This is a genomic window from Enterococcus phoeniculicola ATCC BAA-412 (assembly GCF_000407505.1).
In the GTDB taxonomy this organism is placed as follows: domain Bacteria; phylum Bacillota; class Bacilli; order Lactobacillales; family Enterococcaceae; genus Enterococcus_K; species Enterococcus_K phoeniculicola.
Genome location: NZ_ASWE01000003.1, coordinates 494,995 through 513,643, shown reverse-complemented (window position 1 = coordinate 513,643; position 18,649 = coordinate 494,995). Strand labels below are relative to the sequence as shown.

Annotated in this window: 11 protein-coding genes; all 11 read right to left on the bottom strand. The window is 34.9% G+C overall.

Features of this window, described 5'->3' with window-relative positions; translation table 11 throughout:
• Positions 1-158 precede the first annotated feature (158 nt).
• The 11 genes from I589_RS12995 to I589_RS12940 all read right to left on the bottom strand — a co-directional run bounded on the left by I589_RS12995 (position 159) and on the right by I589_RS12940 (position 18,070).
• Positions 159-2,201: a BglG family transcription antiterminator gene (locus tag I589_RS12995; protein ID WP_010768229.1), complete on the bottom strand. Its 2,043-nt coding sequence runs from the start codon at positions 2,199-2,201 to the stop codon at positions 159-161.
• A 108-nt stretch (positions 2,202-2,309) separates the two neighbouring features.
• On the bottom strand, positions 2,310-3,362 hold the full coding sequence (locus I589_RS12990; RefSeq protein ID WP_010768228.1) for a 2-hydroxyacid dehydrogenase: 1,053 nt from the start codon (positions 3,360-3,362) through the stop codon (positions 2,310-2,312).
• Between the two features lie 11 nt (positions 3,363-3,373).
• Positions 3,374-4,771, bottom strand: a complete 1,398-nt coding sequence (locus I589_RS12985) for a PTS galactitol transporter subunit IIC (RefSeq protein ID WP_010768227.1) — start codon at positions 4,769-4,771, stop codon at positions 3,374-3,376.
• 19 nt (positions 4,772-4,790) lie between these two features.
• Entirely contained in the window at positions 4,791-5,093 is a 303-nt protein-coding gene (locus I589_RS12980; protein WP_010768226.1) for a PTS sugar transporter subunit IIB, read from the bottom strand.
• A 38-nt stretch (positions 5,094-5,131) separates the two neighbouring features.
• Positions 5,132-5,617 carry a PTS sugar transporter subunit IIA gene (locus I589_RS12975; protein WP_010768225.1) on the bottom strand — a complete coding sequence of 162 codons (486 nt, stop codon included), beginning with the start codon at positions 5,615-5,617 and terminating at the stop codon, positions 5,132-5,134.
• A gap of 38 nt (positions 5,618-5,655) precedes the next feature.
• Positions 5,656-6,300, bottom strand: a complete 645-nt coding sequence (locus I589_RS12970; protein ID WP_010768224.1) for an L-fuculose-phosphate aldolase — start codon at positions 6,298-6,300, stop codon at positions 5,656-5,658.
• 730 nt (positions 6,301-7,030) lie between these two features.
• Positions 7,031-7,408: a hypothetical protein gene (locus I589_RS12965; RefSeq protein ID WP_010768223.1), complete on the bottom strand. Its 378-nt coding sequence runs from the start codon at positions 7,406-7,408 to the stop codon at positions 7,031-7,033.
• Positions 7,409-7,416: 8 nt separating this feature from the next.
• Positions 7,417-7,554, bottom strand: coding sequence for a hypothetical protein (locus tag I589_RS18545; RefSeq protein ID WP_211215223.1), 138 nt, complete (start codon positions 7,552-7,554; stop codon positions 7,417-7,419).
• A gap of 533 nt (positions 7,555-8,087) precedes the next feature.
• Positions 8,088-8,489 carry a DUF4279 domain-containing protein gene (locus I589_RS17930; protein WP_010768222.1) on the bottom strand — a complete coding sequence of 134 codons (402 nt, stop codon included), beginning with the start codon at positions 8,487-8,489 and terminating at the stop codon, positions 8,088-8,090.
• A 10-nt stretch (positions 8,490-8,499) separates the two neighbouring features.
• Complete coding sequence (locus tag I589_RS18390; RefSeq protein ID WP_010768221.1) at positions 8,500-17,658, bottom strand: polymorphic toxin type 33 domain-containing protein; 9,159 nt, start codon at positions 17,656-17,658, stop codon at positions 8,500-8,502.
• Positions 17,659-17,662: 4 nt separating this feature from the next.
• Complete coding sequence (locus I589_RS12940) at positions 17,663-18,070, bottom strand: hypothetical protein (protein WP_010768220.1); 408 nt, start codon at positions 18,068-18,070, stop codon at positions 17,663-17,665.
• Positions 18,071-18,649: the final 579 nt, after the last annotated feature.

The following is an 18,649-nucleotide window of genomic DNA, read 5'->3' as shown; positions in this document are numbered from 1 at the left end:
TTTGGTTTTTTTTGGTGGTTTTAGTAAATATGTTTCTCTTCACAAAAATAAGGAACTATACTAATTGTAGTTTATTTATGGTAGGTAATCTCCATTAAATTAAGGTTAGGATATATCCAATCCAACAGCGATCTAATTATAAAATAGCGATAAGTAAATTATTTCATTTTTCTTTCAAAAAATTTTTTTAACTGTTCTGGTGTTTGCTGACGTAATAGCTCTTGATGATTCGCTTCATCAGACACACAATCATAAAAAGCTTGTACCGCTTTCTGGTGTTTCTTATTATCAATGGGGGCAATCATCAATAAAACTGAAACATTCAGGCGTGGTGAGAAGCGAACTGGGTGCTTCAATTTTAATAAACTAAATCCCAACTGATTTACACCATCGTTATATCCAGCATGGGGAATAGCAATTTGTGGAGCAATAACAAAATAAGGGTATCGCTCATCGTATTTTTGAATAATTGTATCAATAAATTGTTGTTCAATTATTTTATCCTTTAACAGCGGCTCCCCCACAGCCTGAATCGCTTCTTGAAAAGTAAACTTTCTTGTCGTAACCTTGATTCGCTCAACTGGTAAAAGACGATTAAAATCTGATTTTTCCACGTTCATTTTATCCACAAAGACACTTCTTTGAAAATATCGGTGCAACTCACTTTGTAAACCCGCTTCATCTAAAGTACTTGCCTTACGTTTGACAATATTCATAATTTCTTGAATATCTACACGAGCTGTCCTACCATACAACTTTTGATTCACTTGTTCAATCAAACGATTCTCTTCCAATTCAGTCAAAAAAGGAGTCACGGTAAACACTTGTTGATTTGTTTCCAAATAAATAGTTGAAAAAATCACCTCAATTTCACTGTAGATAAGAGAATTATCATAGAATTCTCGTACAGATAGATTTGCAATAAAATCAATCATTGGGAAGATTTTTATTAATGTTTCAAAAAGCAGATTAGATACAGAAATCCCATTTTCGCAAATCACAATCGCTCGAATCCTTCTCTTCTGTCCTTTTAAATATCCTTTCGTCAAAAAACTTTGAAAAATCAAACCAACATAAATAATTTCGATTTCTGTAAAGTGAACATGGTAAACCTCTTCTATTGGCTTAAGTGACTCTCTAACAAGTGGAAAAATTAACTTGTATTCTTGAATAATTTCTTCGATATCATTATCTTCGTATGGAATACCATATTTCAGTCGATAGATTGCCGGTCCCATATGTTGATAGAGAAGTTGACTTAGTTTGTCTCTGTCTTCGATATAAAGTACCGCCTTCATCTCAAATAGGCGAATCGTTTGATCGATTAATTGACCTAGCTGATTGGTACGCATGATTTTACTTTTTACTACATTAGCACTCAATATCTGTATAATTAAAAACGATTGCTCCGCTTTTGGGAGCTCCTCCAAAAAGTGAATCTTTTTCATTTGGCTAGAAATTCGATCGTAATCTGAATCAAGTACAGTTGTTTTAATTTTTCTATACTCAGATTCTGTAATTAGTTGGCCTGCCGCTGCCCGTTTCTTCATCAAAGCAATTACTATAGGTAACAACTTCATCTGGCGATCAGAAAACTGCGTATTTAACTGATGTTCAAAGCGAATTAAGGCTTCTCTCAGTGAACTCAGCTCAAGTAAATTTAGAGGAAGAAAATCACTTAAAAACTGCGCATCTAAGCCAGCTTCTAGTACCCTATGCAATTGACGGATAAGTAGAATTCTTATAGAAATCTCTTCTCCCTGAAAATAATAGCCAGATTTTCTTGTATAGTTTAAGATAATTCCTTTTTTCTGACTTTTTCTGATTGCAGTCAAATCATTTACAACAGTATTTTTACTGACATTTACTCTACTTGCTAAAAAACTTAAGGAACATCTAGGAACTGTCAAAATGATTAATTGCAGCATACTCCTTCGAAGCCCAAGGGATAGGTAATGACGCTGTTCCTCTTTCAATTCTGAAATAAGTTTGTTTAAATCCACATTATCTAATGACACCCAAATCTTACGTTTTTTTCTGTAAACAACTGGAAAATTATGGTTCACTAGCAGCTGATTCGTTTTTTTTAAATAATATTCCAGCTTTTTTTTACTAAGCTGCAATTTTTCTTCAATCACTACTAAGTCAATCCCTGGAGAAGCGACTGCTTCCTTCAAAATAGTAAGAATCGTTTCATCCATTTAGCATTTTCCTCCCTTCAAGTACCTATTCTTTATTTAATAAACAAGTCCTCATCTATATCAAAAGGCTCACAAAAACAGAAAGTTTCTGTAAGCCATGTCCACCTGTTACTCTATTTTAATAAGCATGTCACTATACCCTTTTTCCATATAATCATTCACTACTTTTTTCAATAGAAATGGCGATCTCGGAATCGCGTCAACTGTATCCCCCGCAATATGCGTTGTTAGTGTCACATTCTCTAGTTTTAATAATGGATCATCTGTTGGAATTGGCTCAGTCCAGCTAACATCCATCGCTGCACCCGCAATTTTTTTATTTCTTAATGCATCAACTAAATCCTCTTTACATAAAATATCTGCTCGAGCCGTATTAATAATATACGCACTTGGCTTCATTAAATTAATATATTTTTTATTAATCATCTGCTTGGTTTCAGGAGTAACTCTCATATGAAGTGAAATGATATCCGCTTCTTTAAAAAGATCCGTCAAATTTTCTTTGAGCGTTACGTTCAAACCATCTGCAGCTAAACGTTCCCTATCAACAAAAGGATCGTAAGCAATAACTGAAACCTTCAATCCATTTAGACGTTCAATGACTTGCTTACCAATGTAACCTACACCAACAATCCCAACAGTTAAATTTGCCAAAGTAGTTTTATAGGAATCGTTTGAGAAGCTCTTTTCCCATTTTCCCTGTTGTATTGCGCAATGAGCGCGTGCAATATTTCTAGTTTCGGCATACATTAAGCCAATGGTGAAATCAGCAACCGGTTCTGCGTTTCGAATCACGTGTACTAGCGGAATTTCTTTTTCTTTAATCGCTTCTAAATTCACGTTTTCCAACCCACCGCGGCAGGTCCCAATTAATTTTAATCGTTGTCCTGCTTCAATCATTTTTCTTGAAATGGGTGCATAATGCGCAAATAGATAGTCAGCATTTGACAAAGCTTCGATAATGCCTGCTGGAATCTCTACTGCTTCGGGTCCACCACGTTCAATGGCTAAAATATGCTCCTGAAATTGATCTTTTGTTAAATCGGAATACCATTCAAAAGACTCAATTTCTTCAATGGTTCCTCCTAACTTCATTTCATTAACAGCTTCTATTAACGTTTGACTATTAACCAGTGTATCTCCAATTACAACAACTTTCACTTTCTTCACCTCTATAGTTCATTGTTTTTCAAGTTTCCAGTTTCTTCTAAATAATTTACAATTGTTTCTTTCTTCGTTTTCACAAAAACTAGTAAAACTAAGTAGACAATCACAGTTAGTCCAATCAACATTGGATTTTGAGTCAAGAAAATCAAGAATAATGAGCCTAAGAAATAATTTCCCAAAACAACAAAACTAGCAATCAATAACGCTCCTGCTGGAATTGTTACGCCCACACTTTTCGCCACCTCAGTAAATGTTGGTGCTACTGCGGTAATAATATATAAATTAATTGTTAAAATGATGGTTCCTGAAATTAAAGATTTAAAAATATTTCCTTTTGAAATTGCAATAATTGGTTGAATAATATATGGAATTGCAATCAAATCAACCATAGGCAAAGTTTCATTACCGGGTAAAATAATAGCAAGTACTAAAATAACTGGGATTAAAATCAAGCCTGTCAGCAAAGTCGCAGGCTCGCCATATCCTGCTGCATCATTAATAGCCAAATACCATTCTCTCCCTTTACCAGAGCTTTTAGCAGATTTTTTAGTTGCATCCGTAATACTTGTAAATGCTGAAGCAAAAATACCAGCAATTTTAGGAAAAATAGCCATAATCGCCGCTGTAGCCACACCCACGCTGGCAATTTCACCCCATGCAGCTAGTTCACCAAGGCGCATAAAGTTCCCAGCCAGACCTAAGAACAAGCCTAAAATAAAGCCCAATGTCACTGGTTCTCCCAAAAATCCTAAACGTTTTTGTACACTAGTCGGATTCCATTGAATTTTATTAGCCCCTAATTTATTTAATACCCAATCCATTAAAATCGCGTACGGTACTTGAGTCACGTCATGTGGTGCTGAAATGGTTGTTCCCGGATAGCCGTAATAATTGCTCCATCGTTTTGCTAATACTTCAGTGAATAACAATGTAAACAGATTCGCTAAAATCATAAGACCAATGGACAAAATCAAGTTTTTAGTAACAATATAAAGCATTGATCCCCACAACATGAAAGAATAGTTATTCCATAAGTCAGATGGCATAAAGATATTGGTAAATTTCAACAGGAATAAAATTAACTGAATCAATAATCCTAATCCTAGAAAAATCATACCTACTTCTGTCGAATATGCGACAACACTGGTAGCTTGCCAGCCTGTATCTAAAATACGTAAATTGACTCCTGTATGTTCCACCATTCGATTAACAACCGGCGTTACAATTGGCGTATACGCTCCTATCAACATACTAAAACCAGTTAAACCAATCCCTGCATTTAATGCTGCCTGAAAGGCTCGTTTAGGCTTTACTTTTAAGAATAAAGCAATGACAAAAATCACAAAAGGAACTACGATTGCTGCACCAAACGAATCCATGATATTTGATAACAGATCTAACATTCTCTCTCCTCCTTTAACTCTATTCACCAGCAATCTCTTTAGCTGTACTCAATAACTTTTCAATAAACTCTTCTTCTCCCATTCCTGTCAGGAAACCAACTGAATTAATTGTAGGCAAATCATAGTCTGCTAGTAAGGGACTTGTATGGACGATAATATCATAGGTACCTGAACTTAGTAGTGCATCAACCCCCGCCGGATTGACTTCCACCGTACTCGCACTATAGCCATTATCCTCCAATAAATCCTTTACCTTATTGGCAATCATTGAACTAGTGACGGTACCAGAGCCACAGACAGAAATAATACTTAATTTTTTCATCTTTTTTACTCCTTCTTATTTACTTTTATTTCTTACATTTATTTAGCAATTAACACTAACTCTTGTTCCAAAATATTCAATAGCTGTTCGGCACAAGTTGCCTCAAGCAGCTTCTTCATTGCCAGCTGATTATTAAACAACGTCATCAACCCCTGCAACAGTTCTAATTGAATGTCCCCATGATCAAACCCCAAAACAAAGACCAACTTAGGATACACAATCACTGCATCTTCCGGAAAAGTACCCATTTGGTTAAAGGGAATTCCTTCTGTTAACTTCATGACCATAATAAACGCTCTTTTCACAGTTTCCGGGTCTGTATGGGGAATTGCCACATCTACTGTTTTAGTTCTCAGCCCTGTCGGAAAGCTCTTTTCCCGTTCGCTGATTTTCTCCTTATAAGTTGGAGTAACATAACCTGCTCGTCCTAATTCATTGCCTACAAATTCAAAAAGTTGTTCTTGGCTTGTAAAATGAATTTCTGGATACATCATCTCTTTTTTCAATAACCTTTTTAAATTCAACGTTCCACCCCACCTAACATATGCGCAATACCTCCAACTTACTTTTGTCCATAAGTCTTGAATTTTTCCAACATAAAATCTACTTCTGCATCTACCAAGATTTTGGGCTCTCCAACTGATTTTGACCGCCAGTATACTTCCGCCATACGTTCTGTTTCCTCAGCAATTGAAAATGCATTAGCTAAGTCATAAGAACAGGTTAACAAGCCATGATTGGCTAAGAAACAAGCATATCTGTCTTCCATTGCTTTAAACGAATTCTCTGCCAGCTCCCAAGTACCAAAAGAAGCATACTCTGCACAACGTATAGTGTTTCCCCCAGCGATTGCAATATAATAATTTGCAGCTGGCAATTCCCAACCTAATGTTGCTAGTGTCGTGCTGAACGGAGAGTGTGTATGTACGACAGAACGAATCTCAGGTCGCTTCATGTAATAAATACGGTGCATGTCTAGTTCACTAGATGGTTTTCTTGGACTGTCAACTATTTCTCCAGATAATTTTGTTACTACAACATCTTCTGGCTGAGTTTCAAAATAGTCAATTCCACTTGGACTAATAGCCATTAAGTCTAAATCAGGATCATAGATACTAATATTTCCCCCCGTCCCTTTTGTTAGTCCGCTAGTAATTAACTTTTTCCCATAAGAAACTATTTGATTGCGCTCTTTTTCCATTAACATAATTTTTGCTCCTTTCTTTATCACGTCTATAGTTTAGCTGAAACAGCCTTCTCTTTGAATGCGGTTTCATCACAAAAAAAAACTAATTCTACTATTTCTTTGTGATAAAGTAGTCTCTAGCCATTTTTTGCAAAGTTATGAACTAGAAAAACCATTAACCTTCTACTTGTAAACGTTCTAACCTGTCTTGATGATAATCATCCCCTACGATTGTTCCACGCTAATCATAGAGCAACGTTGCTGCCGTCGTTCTTTTTTGTAGATAAAGCTTGTTTGATGTAATCAACTACAAAAAAATAAGCTCGATTTTGATATTAATAATCAAAATCGGACTTATTTTCTTTTGAAGAGAGGACTATCGTTCCACTCTCCCTAAAAATACCTAGACTACTAGTGAAGAAAACAAGAGAAACTGATTCAGCAGCATTTCTTATTTATTTCGTGCTTTACTCCCATTGATTTCTATGTGGATGTTTCACCATCTCCACAGTAGCAGTTCACTCGCAAAACTGAGATTAAGAAGTAGTTAGTATTTTGCTTTTTTTACTATCTCTATGCTTTTTCCAGCCCAACTGACTTTCTCAAGACTAGAAAATAACTCTAAATGCAGAAAAAGAAGCGACAAAGTTCAATCGCTTCTTTTTTCAACAATGAATTTTCACAATAAATACAGCTAGCTTTTGTTATCTATTGGCAACTTGATTATCAGTTTTGTGGTGAAGTGCCTTTTTTAATTATTTTCCCAAAAAAATGATACTGTATCCTTAGGCACTTTTTTAACAGTAATGTTTTTGCAAACTATCTCCATTGTCATGATTGATAAGTCGAGAAAAAATTTTATAAACTCATCGTCTTTATCATATTTAGAGACAGATACATCTTGCATAAAGTAACCTAATTGCCCTTTATTCATATCACATACTTTCATATTACTCTCTGGAGTAAAACTATTTTCATATGACACTTTATAACAATGTATAAATTCAAGGATATACACATCCGTTTCTTCATCTTCAAATATCACTTGAATCTCATCCCCAAAATACAATGATTTCAAATCAAGTACTCTGGCATCCCAATACTTTGTATCTTCTATTATTTTTTCCATATTTCCTCCTAATTCCCAAATGGAATATGTGCATCTTTACTCTTCCAACCCACAATATTTCCGTTTATATCTATTGGATTTCCATTATTGTCAAATAAGTGTACATGATCGTACTCAGTAATTTTATCTGGTGGATCTATCTTCATTCTAACTTTACCAGTCGAATCTCTAACATGTATAAATCCATTATTTTCTGTATACTTTCATCCATCAGGCAGACTATTCAAAATCTCATTTTTTGACATTTTTGATATATCGATGTAAAAAAAGAAACGACAGAGTTCAATCGTTTCTTTTTTATTTGCTCAAAAGTATATAGTTTAACTATTATCTATATCAGAGATTGGTTTTATACATATATCTGGTGGGAAAAGCGAAACTATATCAACTATATCATTTTCTTGGATTATCCATTTAGCTAACCCCTCATAACGTATTCCTGTTATATAAGTCCCTCCTCTACGGAGTTCTATGGTTTCTAAGGTTTGAATTTTCGTCCAAGCTACTTGTTCCACCATGCATTCTGGTAATTTCTGACCATGTATGACTAAAAAATACTGTAAGAGTTATAGGAGCCATGTTTAATAATGAATATGAATACAACTAGATTTTTTTAGTTGATTAGTTAGTGCTTCTGTACCCATTTACATTTTCGATATCATATGTAATGGAAGAATTTTTATGACATGATATAAATATCTATATCTATATCAGCACCTATTTTTGAAACCAAGCTAGAAAAACCCTCCTCAATAACAATTCCAGGAACTTCTTTATTTTCTATTTCAATAATAACGGAAACAATAATAGTACAAGAATACATTTCTTTTATATATAAAAGTTTATCTTCCTTATTAGTTATTAATCCTAATAACTTATTTAATTGGATTGAGATATCATAAGATTCTTCAAACTCTTGTATAATTCCCCAAGACCCATGCCTTCTAGTTCTATTGTTTTTTAACTTCTCGCCTCTTTTATGTGTGATATTTGGCGTCAGTCCAATTTTTTCTGTTACAATATTCGGATCCAAATCTTCGCCTTCAATTGTTAGTTTTACCTTAACTCTAGTTGCACTCATTATATCTCTCCTATTTTATATATTCTCCTGTTGGTATTCCTTCTCCTTTACCACCTTTTCTGAATACCCACAGTTGGCCAGTATCCTTATCAACATAAATATCATACTTTGAACCATCTTTTGTTGTTCCCCTCGTCTCTTCTTTTACCTTGTGCCCATCAAAACCTTTATTTTTCAAGTAGTTGTCATTTACTTTTTCTTTATTAGATGGCTGTTCCGGCTCACCATCTCCAGAACCACTTCCAGCTATTCCTGCTATACTAATCGTCCCTGCTACACTTGCTACAGCACCATTTGCGAGAACGCCACCTTTAGACAGTGCTAGCTCGCCTCCAGAGGTAGCTGTTACTGAGAATCCTGGGAGTGCTGCTGCTGGCGGGAATAATGCCAAAATGGTTAATAACCCTATTCCTGCTACACCGATTACTTGTTTCTTTCGTTTACTATCTTCATTAATATACGCTCTGGCTTCATCCAAGTCCATCCATATCCCGCCACCTGACATAGCTGGGAAATAATATTGGCCTTGCGAATTGGCTTTGCCTAATGTGCTTTCCAAGTACTTCACTTGTTGCTCTCGTTGGGTATATATCTTCTCTGCTTGTTCACATAGTTTCTTAATTTGGTAGGCTGCACGTCTTGTCGTATAGTCAATATTTGTTTTTTTAGAGTAATTTTTGTATTGTTCTGGGTCGTTTAGATTATATGGTTGATTTCCATACCAAACCACTCTTGCTCCAGCCATAGTTGAAGAGTTCTGATTGTAACTGACCCCTACTGTCCCTATTCCTGCTTTCATCTTTTTGCTGATCCCTGTTGAACGAAGTGCAGCATGTGCCTCTCTAAATATTCGATAATATGGCGGAACAACCTTTCTCATGACCGTATTGACCGTTTGCCTTAATTTTTTCGCCATGGATTGACCGATTTTCCTCACCGGTTGCCCTATTAGTTTACGCTTGACACTATTCCATGTTTTTGACAACCAGCTTGCTCGCCCTGCGTCATCACGATATTTTAATGGGTTATTCTTAGCGTAGATATATTTATGTTGCGTTAACGGATCTGACACATCTCCGGTAACCGTATCTAATTGTTGGAACCGACCAACCGTTGTATCATATTCTCTAGCGCGTAAATGTTGTTTTTTCCAATCCTCATGATATTGACTGCGGTATCCGACTTGATCGTATATCGGCCGCTCACTTCGACCATAGGCTTGATACAAATTATTCGAGTAAAGAGTCCCATCTACTTTTTGTGTTTGGGTATGTAAACTCCCTAACCCGTCTTGATGATAAGTATCTAAGTCATCCCCGACGATCGTTCCGCGTTGATCATAAAACAACGTTGCTTCCGTCGTTTTTTTCTTCTTTTTTTCATAGATAGAGCTTGTTTGTTGTAATGGGCTGACGTATTCTTGTGTATAATCATTAACATAATGAACAACCTCTAACGTTGTATTCGCAGGAATCGCTTTTTTCTGTTTTTCCTCCACCACTTCTCGCCGATTTTTTGTATGATCAATAATCCATGTTCGGTCTTTTACAGGCAAACATTTTAATTCCTTTACTGCCTTTAACGCTTCTTCAAGTGTAATATCTTCTGGGACCAAACGCAACTGAGCTTCACGATCACAGCCCTTCATCCATTCCATTAAGTCTGTTTTTAACTTACGGTCTGTTTCTTTACCTGTCGCTTTTGTCACGCGGTTTCCTAACGCATCGTAATAATAGTAAGTCTGTCTGCCAAAGTTTGAGCTCTCTTGAATAAGTCGGCCTTCCGAGTCATAAATATAAGAAAAAACTTCCCCTGTTACACAGATCTTTTTACTTACATGACCATTTTTATCATATTCATAGCTTGCATCCTGGTCTCCTGTTACTGAAATCAATTCGTTATCGCTCGTTTGTGTCCATTCCTGATAACTTTTTGATTTTCCATTCACTTCAAGAGAACTTGCTAGCCGATTTCCAACATTATCATAGATATATTTCGTTACCCGAACCATACCTTTCTCTTCCTCTGTTACCTGTATCACTTGATCTTCTATATCATACTCATACGTTTTGACTAATGAAAATTTTGGATAATCGAGTGTTTCTTGAATCAAATTACCATTCTCGTCATAGTCATAGACTTGTTTAGATAAAATTCCCCCATTTGACTGACTTGTGACACTTTCTGCTATTTCTCCTGTAGTTAAGTAGCGGTAGCTAGATTTCGTTCCATCTCCATGATTAATTTCCTTAATTTGACCCATTCCATCATACTGATAAGAAGTTGTTGTATCGCCATTAATAATTTCAATTAATTGGTTTTTCTTATCATATTTATACTCAATCACTTCACCATTTGGATAAGTAATTGATGTTTGACGTCCGTATTTATCATAAGTATACCTAATTGTTTCATCTGTATCTGTCACAGCTGTGAGTATATCCCCATGTTCATTTCGTTCAAAAGTTAAGTTGTGACTGTTTGGTATCTTTTCTTGTAAAACTTCATTATCTAACTCGCTAAGGTCGAAATCAGTCGAAATTTCTGCTTGAACTAACTCATCGTTTTTATCATATGCATAAATAAAATCTTCATTATTTAACTGCTTTCCTATCATACGATTCAGTTCATCATAACTATATGTAATCGTCTCTCCATTTGCTTTGGTTGTTTCTTCCAACTGTCCATCTAGGCGGTAACTATAAGACTCTACCTTGCCATTTGCACTAATTTGCTCCTCTAACTCGCCTACGAGTGAATAATTAAACTTTGTAATCCCATTGTTTGCATCTTTGATTGATGTGAGATTATCTTGAGCATCATATCCGTACTCCGTTACCTTATCTAATCGGTTGGTCGTACGAATTAATCGATTCACATTATCATAAGAAAACTTCGTGCTATTTTCCTTCCCATCAACAACTTCTGTCTGATTACCATTTCCATCGTAAAAGAAACTTTGCTTATTTCCTCTTGCATCAGTCTGACTCGAAAGTTCTAATCGAGAAGTATAGCTTTTCTTAGTCACCGATCCAATTGCATCTGTTGTTTCAACAACTTGATTGTTCTTATTATAAGTGAAACTCTCTACAAACTTTAAGGGATCTGTTGTTTTTAATAAATTATTATTCCCATCGTACGTATAAGTGGTATGTGCATCATTTGGTGCAATTAATTCTGTAATATTCCCTACATTGTCATAAACAATCTTAGTCTCGTTTCCACGAGCATCAATCATCGTTTCTACACGATCAAATTCATCATAAGTATAATGAATCTTAGTCTCATTTGGATAGCTCATCTGGACTAAACGCCCTACTAAATCATAACTCATTTCTGTCGTTTGACTTCCTGAACGAGTTTCCTTGACTAATTGGCCATAGTTATCATAGGTGTATTCATATAATGCGTCTTCATGAATAGTATCCGTTGTCTTAACAAGCTGTGAAAATTCGTCATAAGTATACGTCAGTAAATACCCTTTAGCATTCTCTTCACTAGCCACCGTACCATCAACATTATATGTATACTTTGTACTTGCTCCAATTGCATCTACAGATTGTATTAATTGATTTCTAACATCATAGCTAAATGATTTTTTCCGCTTTAATGCATCCATAGTTTCAATAAGATTATCCGCATCATCGTAGGTATAATTTTGAATATTTCCATTAAAATCGGTCGTTTGAATCGTTCGACCAACAGCATCATAAAAAGTAGTTTCTTTAAACCCTTGTGCATCAACTACTTCAACCAATTGATTCAATTGATCATAACCATAGGTTGTTTCGTTTCCTTCACCATCTATCTCACTTATAACATTCCCATTGCCATCATAATGCTGCGTTAAAATAGTCCCTGTACTATCAACGGTTTGAATCGCTCTTCCTAAATCATCATAGGTAATACTTGTACTATTCTCATTTTCATCAATAATCCGAGTTAATTGTCTATTTTTATCATACTCATAGACTTTTGACTTATCTTCAGCATTAATTTCTTTAACTAACTGACCCACTACATCATATTCATAAGTAACTACACTGCTATTAGGATTAGTTACCTGTTTTACTCGGTTTCTACTATCATAAACTGTTGTTTCTTCAGATCCTTGTGGCAAAATCTTTTTAATACATTGGCCAAGCTCATCATAGATATATTTTGTCTGGTTTCCCAAAATATCCGTTTCACTTATTTTATTACCATACTCATTGTACGCAAATAACTCTTTACGACCTAAGCTATCTGTAATTGAAGTGAGATTGCCTACAGCATCATAGGTATAGGTTTCTAGACGATTGGCACTATCTTCCATGCGTACAAGCTGACCTGCTTTGTTATAAGAATAAGTTGTGGAAAGTCCTGTAGAAGTTGTTTCTTCTACTAGTTGGTTCAAACCATTATATTGGTAAGTTGTTACTCGATCCAATGCATCAGTATACGTTGCTACATTGCCATTTTTATCATAAGTAAATAAGGAACTATTTCCTAATGCATCCGTTGTCTGAGAAAGTTCATTATTTGGAGTATACTGATAAGCAGTTTCATAACCTAATGGATCAATCTTTTTGACCATATTCCCGTTTGAATCATAGTAATATTGTTCAATCTCTCCTGTAGGATATTGGACAGCTTCTAATAAATTTAAACGATTATACGTGTAGACTGTAATCTGTCCTTCTGGAGAGATTTCTTTTATCCTATTTCCATTTCCATCATAGTTATATTGAGAGACAACACCATCCGCAGCGATCTCCTTTAGAATATTTCCTTCCCCATCTAGTTCAAAGCTGATTACTGTTCCGTCAACTTCTATAATTTCTTTTACATGTCCACTTGTATTATAGTTTGTTTTTACTGTCTGATTTAATGGGTTAGTTACTTCTATAACTGCGCCACGAGAATTTGTCTTTTGATTAGTTACGCGTTTTCCAATAGTAACAGTAATCGTTTCCCTTTTTGCATTATACTTATAGGAGGTGAGTTGTCCATTTTGTGCTTGATGAGTCAACATATTTCCCTGTGCATCATATGTATATAACTCTTCAGTCATATTAGGGTAAATAATTCTTGTTGGCAGACCAAATATATTTCTTTCATAGACGGTTTCATGTCCTTGAGAATTTGTTTCTTTGATTAAGTAGCCATTTAAGTCATACACATACTTTATCGTGTCCCCATTTGGCGAAACTTGTTTTGTCAGATTTCCAAGAATGTCATATTCATATGATGTTCTCGAACCGTTAGGTAAGGTAAGAGAAATTTTCTGATTCATTGAGTTATACGTCATTTTAGTTACATTTCCTAGATAATCACTTTCCTCTATCACATTGCCATTTCCGTCATATTTGTAGCTTTTTATACCACCTGCAGGATTAGTTTCTGTTACTAATTTTCCTATTTTATTATATGTATAGAGAGTTACATTTCCATTATAGTCTGTCTCACTAATCTTGTTTCCTTCAGTGTCATACGCATAGGTTTTAACTGCCCCATTATAATTAGTTTCTTTGATTACTTCTCCACGGGTATTTCGGATGTAACTCTTTGTTTTGCCGTTTCCATCTGTTTCTGTTGCCAACAAACCTCTAGTATCGTACGTATAGGCATACATTAATCCTTGTTCATCGTTTGCAGATTTTAACCAGCCATTTTCATACGTATAGGTAATCGTTTGTCCCATGGCATTTGTTTCAGTTAATTTTTCTCCCTGATTTGAATACGTATAAACAGTTGTGTAGCCACTCTCATCAATTACTTTTATCTCATTTCCTTGCTTATCGTATTCACGCGTAACTGTATTTCCTTGTCTGTTGGTCTCTATAAGTGGTAACCCTGATTGATTATAGGTTGTTGTTTCTTTAGTTCCATCAGGATAGCTGGTACTGGTCAAATTACCATGAGCATCATACGTATAAGTAGTACTTTCTCCTTTTCTATTTACCGACTTAACAAGCTGATTATTTTCATTATAGCTGTTTACCTCTGTGCTGCCATCTTCGTAGACTGTCTTTGTTGGCTGATAATGGTCATTAAATGTACTAACTGTTTTCACGCCATTTCCGTCAGTCGTTGTCACACTGCCTTCTCCATAAGCTAGCATAACAACATTACCTTCAGCATCTGTTTGCTTAATTACACGATTTTGTGTGTCATATTCATTTTTATAAATATCTTTTCCATCATTTCCTGCATAACTAGTCATTCGATGTTGATTATCATATACATAGGTAAAAATGGCACCTGAAGAATCTGTTGCCTTTATTAAATCTCCACCATCACTATAACTATAGTTATTTTTTGTTCCATCAGGAAAAACAATTTCTGTCAAATGTCCATCACTGTTCCATTTAAAAGAAAGGGTCTTGTCATTAAATAATGATATTTCCTTTAAAAGACCTGTTTCCGTTTCGTATATATACTTTTTCTCCTGTCCATAAGCATTTTTTATAGAACGGATCTGGCCTGTAGCATCGAAAGTGTAAGTATATCGCTGGGAAGTATCCTCCAAAATAAAAAGTCTTTTTTCTACTTTGTCTACAATCTCTTTACTTTTTTTCAAGGTGTAGGGTAACACATCTTCGACTTGATAGCTTCCATCACTTTTTCGAGTGAAAAACACTTTTCCACCATCAGCCAGAGTAAACATCATTCCTTTATCTGCTAGCTGATTTAATTGTAACATCTGATTCACTGTCCAATTTCTGCCAATGGGACTATCTTGACCTTGTCCCATAGCATTGTAAGTACGCGTGAAACTCTCTTCGGTCTCTCCTACAAACCATGTATTATCCGTAGTGTCATATAAAAAATTTCCACTTCCTATATTAATTGGTTCAAAACCAAATTGACAATGTTTTCCACGTCCCATTGCTAGCGAATCTAAACGAATTTTTTCAGCATTCGTTAATGGTTTTGCTGTATAGGCTTTTCCTGCATTCTTCTTTGGATTACGAATAAAAACAAAATTTCCTTGAGATAACAACTCATCTTTCATGTTGTTATCTCTCATAAAGCTTACTCGATTCTTTTCTAATCCATAAAATGAAAGTAAACGTGAAAGAGTATCTTGACTAGAGACTTTATATAACTGAAACGTATCATATTTTTTTTCTGCAGATTCATTTTTTCCATTTTTCGTATACGTAATCGTTGCCTCAGCCTGATACAAATGATTTTCTTTTAATACCGTAGTCAAAAGATCATTAGTTTGCCAATTACTAGATAATTCAAGATATTTTTGAGCATTATTGTAGAGAATAGGATAATTGGGATAGATATATTCTCTACCGATAGATGCTTCTTTTCCTGTATATACTATTTTATTATCATCGTTTGCATCCTTAATACGATAGGTAATTTCTGCTTCTGGCCGACCCGTTCCGTCTAGCCCTAACGCAGAAAATTGAAGAAGTCCGTCATTATCACTTTGAACAAAAGGACGAAGTTGCAACGTTGTATCTTTAAGTGGCATATTCTTATCTATTGGCGGACGTTCTTGATGAGTTAATATCACATATGGCTCTGCATTCGCGTATCCATTGCTTCCAAATACCTCCGCTTGTGAATAAGGCATTTCGTGTGAGGACATTTTATTATTTTTTAATAACAAACCATAATTTTTTATTCCATTTTTCCAATCATTTGCAGTATTAGTGATATCAAAACCAACCCATCGATTGTTTGGCTCTAACCCTGCGAGTTTCGTTTCTTTTCCATCTTCATTTGAAGGCACTCCATATGGTGAACCTAATTTTGAAATAAATTTATCATAAGTCAATGTAGAAAATGCACCTACATCTTTAGTTAATGGGGCTGCTTCAAATAATCGACTTACTATTTTTCCATTGCTATCTTTTGCAGTATCTCCCCAAAAGCCAACTTGTCCGATTCGTTTTAACTTAAGTGTCGCAGACATAATTTCATGGGTACGGCTAATTTCATCAAATGGTTCACTTGGAATATTTACTATTCCATAGGTTTGAAAATGAGCAGCTCCTTCATCACCTGAAGAAAAACCATTATCATAGCCAACCATCATATAATTTTGGAATGCATAACTCATTTTGTCATCATATTGACGGATGCTAGTTGATGTGAGCCCTTTTACAGTAACATCTGTCTTCAATACCGCTCGTAAAGATATTTTTGCTTTTCCAACTTGTTCTAGACTCTCTTTTTTTATCGACTTTATATGTATTATTCCAGTCTCTTCCTCATAAGAAAATGTGAGTGGTGTGATTACTTGATCATCCACACTCACTAGTGTTGGATAGGGGATAATCGTTTCAATATTGTCCTCTTTACAGAGTTCAATTCCACCCACTTCTTGATTAAAACGAGCAGTCTGGCCGTCTGATAGATTCAACTTAAAGTCCAATTCTTCCAGATTGGTTTGTGTGTCTACGTATTGAGAAAATTCTGTTATTCCTTGATTAACTGAAATTTCAATTGGTTCATTCTCTTTCTCTGACTGAAGTAACACATGATTTTCATTCGTCGCTACCACTTCATAACGATCATGCAGTAGACTCAGCTCAAATGGTGTTTCTATATCCGTCACTTGTATAGCTGATTCTTCTGTCACCTCTTTTGGAATCGTGACAGTTGCTTCGTCAACTAGTTGAATGGTTTGATCTGCTTCTTTCACCGTAGCCTGAATTTCTTGCCAGTTACCCTGCTGGTCTTTTTCATGTACAGGTGACGTAAAAAGAATCGTTTCCCCTATCTCTGTTTTTGGATCAATGAATGTCTTAGAATATTCTGTCCTTTCCTCAACCACTTCTTCTTTACCAGAATCAAATTGTTCTTCTTTTAATTGACTCACTATTGTTGTTTTTTTCTCAGAGAAATCAGAAAGTAATGCTTGAGAAATTGAAAATGATTCTTGAATTTCTTCTTTAGAATCTATCAACTCTTCTGATTCTTCTTTATCCAGTTCGTTTGGTATTTCTTCACTGGCACTTACTTCTTCTAGTTTTTTTTGTGTTTCTTCTGGTAAATCTTCTAAAGTAACTTTTTCTTTTTCTTCTATTGGTTCATGATTACTACTAGATGAAGTGGTTGTTTCATCAGCAAATACTGAAACTACTTGCCATGGAATCCCACTAAATAGCAGAGAAAGAACCAATATATATACCAACCCTTTTTTCAAATATGATTTCCCCATAATCCTACTCCTTTAGTTTTTCTTCTTCGTTCAAAATTTTTTCATATAATTTTTTTGCCTCTTCTTTTTTCCCGTAATACAAGTTATACCCCACATCATAGATATCCTTACCTAGTAAACGATAAGTTTCATAAATTTCTTGATCACCTTCTGAGAGCATTTTCTTATACGTACTTGTTTTCGCTAAATTCCCAATACGTTTGAATTCACTTCCTGTTGATTTAATATCTAAAGCATACTCTTTGTACTGGATGCTTCCATCTGCTTTAATATCAACCCATAATTGATAATTCTCCTTAAAATCTGTTTCCAGCTTATAAACGCGTGAATCAATTTCTCCATCTTTTTTCTGACTACAACCAACAAGTAAAAATACGAACAACAAACAAATAACCCAACTAAATTTTTTCATTTTTTCACCTCCTCATCATAAACGAATTCTATCTCGGCTACCAAAAAAGTAAGCGATTCCAAAAATATGATACTTCCTTTTCCCTTATCCTTTCCATTTCAAAGATACCTCGAAAAATAAACATACATTTTTGGATAAAATTCAAATTACGACCTTAATAATAACTAATGTTATCAGAATATTATAAATAAAACAATAAGTGTTTTTTTATTATTTCTGTCCCTTACTTAATTTTTGTTTCGCATAGGAGTAATTAGTTATTATAACGTTAGAATCCACATAGAATTAATCCTCTATTCTGTATTCTTTCTAAACTTTTTATACAAGCAACTAACACTATTTTTTTGATAAACTGCTCTCTCTAGACTTGAGCTCTCTTCTACCCATTTAACAGTTCTTAAAAAGAATGTATCTAAGTGAATAAAAAATGCTACAAAAAAAGTAGTGAGAATTTTGATTGTTCTACTCAAAAATCTCACTACTTTCAGGTCTATTCATTTTAATTTTTCACTATTTATACCCTTGTCTTACAAATCAGACAGGTAGTCAAAAGCTGCAAAAAAATTACTTAGGGCAAGC

Bases quoted from the DNA above. Each gene is read 5' to 3' on its own strand.
- I589_RS18545 (WP_211215223.1), bottom strand. From the start codon at position 7,554: ATGAAGATAGATCCACCAGATAAAATTACTGAGTACGATCATGTACAC.
- I589_RS12965 (WP_010768223.1), bottom strand. From the start codon at position 7,408: ATGGAAAAAATAATAGAAGATACAAAGTATTGGGATGCCAGAGTACTT.
- I589_RS12980 (WP_010768226.1), bottom strand. From the start codon at position 5,093: ATGAAAAAATTAAGTATTATTTCTGTCTGTGGCTCTGGTACCGTCACT.
- I589_RS12940 (WP_010768220.1), bottom strand. From the start codon at position 18,070: ATGAAAAAATTTAGTTGGGTTATTTGTTTGTTGTTCGTATTTTTACTT.
- I589_RS12985 (WP_010768227.1), bottom strand. From the start codon at position 4,771: ATGTTAGATCTGTTATCAAATATCATGGATTCGTTTGGTGCAGCAATC.
- I589_RS18390 (WP_010768221.1), bottom strand. From the start codon at position 17,658: ATGGGGAAATCATATTTGAAAAAAGGGTTGGTATATATATTGGTTCTT.
- I589_RS17930 (WP_010768222.1), bottom strand. From the start codon at position 8,489: ATGAGTGCAACTAGAGTTAAGGTAAAACTAACAATTGAAGGCGAAGAT.
- I589_RS12995 (WP_010768229.1), bottom strand. From the start codon at position 2,201: ATGGATGAAACGATTCTTACTATTTTGAAGGAAGCAGTCGCTTCTCCA.
- I589_RS12970 (WP_010768224.1), bottom strand. From the start codon at position 6,300: ATGTTAATGGAAAAAGAGCGCAATCAAATAGTTTCTTATGGGAAAAAG.